5 protein-coding genes are annotated in these 4,728 nt (G+C 65.7%); 2 read left to right on the top strand and 3 right to left on the bottom strand.

The window, feature by feature from the left end; translation table 11 throughout:
- From ACXJL8_RS34400 to ACXJL8_RS34390, 3 genes are all read right to left on the bottom strand, one after another.
- On the bottom strand, positions 1 to 491 hold a 491-nt coding region (locus ACXJL8_RS34400; protein WP_456686394.1), incomplete at its 3' end, for an enoyl-CoA hydratase-related protein.
- A gap of 12 nt (positions 492 to 503) precedes the next feature.
- Entirely contained in the window at positions 504 to 968 is a 465-nt protein-coding gene (locus ACXJL8_RS34395; RefSeq protein WP_456620580.1) for a MarR family winged helix-turn-helix transcriptional regulator, read from the bottom strand.
- A gap of 31 nt (positions 969 to 999) precedes the next feature.
- A complete protein-coding gene (locus tag ACXJL8_RS34390; protein WP_456620581.1) occupies positions 1,000 to 1,671 on the bottom strand; it encodes a TetR/AcrR family transcriptional regulator in 672 nt (223 codons plus the stop codon).
- A 90-nt stretch (positions 1,672 to 1,761) separates the two neighbouring features.
- Between ACXJL8_RS34390 and ACXJL8_RS34385 the strand changes: the two genes are divergently transcribed.
- A complete protein-coding gene (locus ACXJL8_RS34385) occupies positions 1,762 to 3,009 on the top strand; it encodes an HlyD family secretion protein (protein ID WP_456620582.1) in 1,248 nt (415 codons plus the stop codon).
- Positions 2,957 to 4,570 carry a DHA2 family efflux MFS transporter permease subunit gene (locus tag ACXJL8_RS34380; protein ID WP_456620583.1) on the top strand — a complete coding sequence of 538 codons (1,614 nt, stop codon included), beginning with the start codon at positions 2,957 to 2,959 and terminating at the stop codon, positions 4,568 to 4,570. The genes ACXJL8_RS34385 and ACXJL8_RS34380 overlap by 53 nt, the downstream gene beginning before the upstream one ends.
- The last annotated feature ends 158 nt before the right edge of the window (positions 4,571 to 4,728 follow it).

Raw genomic sequence — 4,728 nt, 5'->3', positions numbered from 1 at the left:
GTCTCGCCCAGCGCGAACATCTCGTAGGCGCGGGCGTAACCGATGCGCGCCGGCATCAGCAGGCTGGAAGCGGCTTCCGGGACCAGCGCGAGGCTGACGAAGGGCGTCGACAATTGCGCATTGTCGGCGAGCACGACGAGGTCGCAATGCAGCAGCATCGTGGTGCCGACGCCGACGGCGCGGCCCTGGACCGCCGCAACCAGCGGCCGGGTGCAGCGCGCCAGGGACTGGATGAAACGCACGACGTTGCGGTTGCCCTCGGATTTGCCGGAGGCGACGGCTGCGAACTCACCGACGTCGTTGCCGGCGGTGAACATGTCACCCTCGCCGCGGATCAGGATCACGCGGACGGCCGCATCGGATTCCGCGGATTCGATGCTATCCGCGAGCTTGCCGTACATCGCATCCGTCAGCGCGTTCTTCTTGTCGGGGCGCGCCAGCGTGAGGGTGAGAATTCCAGCGTTGTTCTCGATCCGGACATGCTCGGTCATGGGTCTCTCCTGTTATTCCTCTGGATCTCTTGGAAACTTGTCCTTTGGAAACTTGTCCTGAATGCTCGTCAGCCAGCGCGCGACGATGTCGATTTCCGCGCTGGTAAATCCCTCCGTCAGCGCCGCATTGACTTCGGCGGCCCCCGCTTTCGCCTGCGCCAGCGCGGTGCGGCCCTTCGGCGTCAGCCAGATGCGCCAGGCGCGCCCATCTTCGCGGTCGGCCCGCCGCTCGACCAGCTTTGCCGCCGCCGTGCGATCGACCAGGCCGGAAATGCCGGCCGGGCCGAGATCGAGCGCAATGCCCGCCTCGCCCATCAGGACGCCGTCCTGCTTGCCCAGGATGAACAGCAGCCCGGCCTGCGCCGGCGTCACATCGTTGTCCGGCCGGGTCGCCATCCAGCGCTGCAATCGCCGCTGCGCGACGTTCAACAGGTAGATCAGCCGGTGATGTCGCGCCGCGGCCACATTATTTCGCATGCGAAATAGATAGACGAGGCGGAGCGGATTGTCAAAGGGGCTGCCGGGCCGACGCGCCGCGACAGCCGTCCAGGAACAGGACCGCGCAGCGCCGCACGCGCCGCTCGATCTGCTTGCGCGACGGCAAGGGCATGCCGCCATAGATCGCCGCGCGCTGCGGCGCCGATGCGACCATGCCGATCAGCATGCCGGCAACTTCCTCCGCATCGTCGATGACGATGCGCTTGCGCTTGACCTGGACGCGCAGCCAGCCCGCGAGCGTCCTGACGGTTCGGGAAATGCCGTTGTTGTAGAAGTTGGCGGCGAGCTCGGGGAACGCGGCGGATTCCTGCAGCACCATGCGCTGCAACGCCACGACCTCCGGATCGAGCGCGAGATCGGCGCAGGCCAGCAGCGCGGCGCGCAAGCCCGTCTCGATGTCGACGTCGTCGCTTCCTTGCAGATCGACCGCGGAGAGCAGCCGCTCGAGCCGGTCGGCGCACATCGCCTCGAACAGCGCGGCCTTGCCCGGAAACAGGCGATAGAGCGTCTTGGTCGAGATGCCGGCGCGGCGTGCCAGCTCTTCGGTACTGGTCGCGGCGTAGCCGTCGACGGCGAAGGCGTGCCGCGCGGCGTCGAAGACGATCTGTTTCGTCTCCTCGTCGCTGCGCAGTTGCGGCCGTCCGCGGGGGCGGCATTCGGTGGAAGATTTTTCCGGAGCCATGTTTTTACATGATGACTGTCATTCTATTGACAGTCTTGAAGCTAGTCCTATTTTGGAAATCGTCAAGTTTCCTAATTGAGGGGAGCGGCCATGACCGTCCACACCACCCCGTCCAGGATCGAAGCCGCCGTCGTTCCGGCCAAAGCGCCGGAGGTCAGCCTGCCGGCGACGCCGCCAGTCGCCCGGCGCCAAAAACTGAACGTCCGCAAGCTGTTGCTGGCGGGGGTGGCCGCAGTCGCGTTGGCGGGCGCAAGCTGGTACGGCTACGACTATTGGACCGTCGGCCGCTTCCTCGTCTCCACCGACGACGCCTATGTGAAGGCCGACAACACCACCATCGCACCGAAGGTGAGCGGCTATCTCGACCGCGTCCTGGTGGGCGATAACGAGCCTGTGAAGGCCGGCCAGGTGCTGGCCCGGATCGACGACCGCGACTTCCGCGTCGCACTCGACCAGGCCAAGGCCGATGTCGCCGCCGCGAATGCGACGGTGACGAGCAAGGAGGCGCAGCTCGAGGTTCAGGACGCCGTGATCGCGGCTGCCAAATCGACCATCGATGTCGACAATGCCGCGAAGATGTTCGCCCAGCAGGAGAACAAGCGTTACACCGACCTGGCGGCAACCGGCTATGGCAGCGTGCAGAACGCACAGCAAGCACAGGCGCGCAACGCCGGCGCGGACGCCGCGATCGCGCGCGACAATGCCAACCTCATCTCCGCACAGAAGCAGGTCGATCTCCTGAAGGCCGAGATCGTGCAAGCCAAGGCCGCTGCAGCGCGCGCGGCGGCGATCCAGCATCAGGCCGAGCTCAACCTCGGCTACACCACCGTGGTCTCGCCGATCGACGGCGTGGTCGGCAACCGCTCCTTGCGCGTCGGCCAGTTCGTGCAGGCGGGCACGCAGCTGATGTCGATCGTGCCGGCCGAGGGCGCCTATGTGGTCGCCAATTTCAAGGAGACGCAGCTTACCCACGTGCAGGCGGGCCAGGCCGTCGACATCGAGGTCGACATGTTCCCGGGGCAGGTGGTGCATGGCCACGTCGATTCCATCGCGCCGGCCAGCGGCCAGGAATTCGCGCTGCTGCCGCCGGACAACGCCACCGGCAATTTCACCAAGGTGGTGCAGCGCATCCCCGTCAAGATCGCGCTCGACTCCGGACACGGTCCCGCGATCGCGCTCCGCCCGGGCATGTCGGTGATCCCGACGATTGCAACACGTTCGACTGCGCCGGCCGCAAATGCGGCCGCCGCACCCAAGGCGAAGCTCGTTTCCGGAGGGTCCTGCCATGTCAAACAGCCTCTCAATTTCGACGCCCGCAACACTGGCCGCGACGCCTGACCGCGCCATAGCCGATCCCAATCGCGCCAGTGCCGCGACCTGGATTGCCGTGCTCGCCGCCATGATCGGCTCGTTCATGGCGATCCTGAACATCCAGATCACCAACGCCTCGCTGCTCAACATCGAGGGCGGCATCGGCACCGGCGCCGACAACGGCTCCTGGATCTCGACCTCGTACCTGATCGGCGAGATCATCGTGATTCCGCTGACCGACTATTTGAGCCGCGTGTTCTCGTTCCGCCGCTACATGCTGGCGAGCGCGGCGCTGTTCGCCGCCTTCTCGGTCGCCTGCGCCTTCACCCATGATCTGCCCTCGATGATCGCGATGCGCGGCCTGCAGGGCTTTGCCGGCGGTGTGCTGATCCCGATGGCCTTCACGCTGGTCCTGACCAAGCTGCCGAAGCCGCAGCAGCCGATCGGCCTTGCGATCTTCGCGCTATCCGTCACCTTTGCCCCCGCGATCGGCCCGACCATCGGCGGCTATCTCACGGAAAACTACGGCTGGCGCACCATCTTCTTCGTCAACGTGATCCCGACGGCAATCATGGTGACCGCGCTCTATCTGACGCTGGAGCGGCAGAAGATGCAGCTCGGGCTGTTGAAGGAGGGCGACTGGGCCGGGATATTCACCATGGCGATCGGGCTGTCGGCGCTGCAGGCCGTGCTCGAGGAAGGCAACAAGGACGACTGGTTCTCCTCGCCCTTCATCGTCAAGCTCGCGGTGATCGCGGCCGTCAGCCTCACGCTGTTCGTCGCGATCGAGCTCCGAATCGAGAAGCCGTTGATCCGGTTGCGGCTGCTCACCCAGCGCAATTTCGGCTTCGGCACCATCGCGATGACGATGGTCGGCTTCGCGCTGTTCGGCTCGGTCTACATCCTGCCGGCCTATCTCGGCCAGGCCCAGGGCTACAACGCCGAGCAGATCGGCAACGTGCTGGCCTGGACCGGACTGCCGCAACTCGTGCTGATTCCGCTGATCCCGAAGCTGATGCAACGCTTCGACACGCGCTACATCGCGATCACCGGGCTTCTGATCTTCGCCTATAGCTGCTTCATGAACACGGCGATGTCGCCGGACTATGCCGGCGACCAGCTCTGGATTCCGAACATCGTGCGCGCGGTGGGACAGGCCATGGTGCTGACGCCGCTGACCTCGGTGCTGACCGGCGGCATCGCACCGCAGGACGCCGCCGCGGCCTCCGGCATCAGCAACATGTTCCGCAACCTCGGCGGCGCGATCGGCACCGCGACGCTCGCAACCATCATCACCAAGCGCGAGCAGTTCCACTCCAACATCATCGGCCATTCCGTCACGCTCGGCCGCGAGGAGGTCCGCAGCCGCATCGCGCAGATGACGGACTACTTCATCGCACATGGCGTGCCCGACCCCCACGCCGCGCGCGGGCAGGCGATCATCGCACTTGGCAAGACCGTCAAGCGCCAGGCGCTGGTGATGGGCTATTCCGACACTTTTGCGGTGATCGGCGCGGTGCTGGTGCTCGCCGCAATCGCGGTGCTGCTGACGCGGAAGGTGAAGGCGGCCGGCGGCCCGGCGCATTGAACACTTCTTCTCCCTCTCCCCGCTCTTCGCGGGGAGAGGGTTGGGGTGAGGGGGAGCCTCCGCGGGGACGGTGACAGTTGAGTTCGCGGAGACTCCCCTCACCCGGAATTCAAGCGCTGCTTGAATTCCGACCTCTCCCCGCACTGTCTCTTATACAC

It is taken from the genome of Bradyrhizobium sp. P5_C11_2 (assembly GCF_054049755.1).
The sequence above is the reverse complement of the archived record's forward strand: the minus strand, read 5'-3'. Positions and strand labels throughout refer to the sequence as shown.

What these genes read in the sequence shown, in the direction of transcription:
- ACXJL8_RS34385 (WP_456620582.1), top strand. Translation starts at nt 1,762, where the DNA reads ATGACCGTCCACACCACCCCGTCCAGGATCGAAGCCGCCGTCGTTCCG.
- ACXJL8_RS34395 (WP_456620580.1), bottom strand. Translation starts at nt 968, where the DNA reads ATGCGAAATAATGTGGCCGCGGCGCGACATCACCGGCTGATCTACCTG.
- ACXJL8_RS34380 (WP_456620583.1), top strand. Translation starts at nt 2,957, where the DNA reads ATGTCAAACAGCCTCTCAATTTCGACGCCCGCAACACTGGCCGCGACG.
- ACXJL8_RS34390 (WP_456620581.1), bottom strand. Translation starts at nt 1,671, where the DNA reads ATGGCTCCGGAAAAATCTTCCACCGAATGCCGCCCCCGCGGACGGCCG.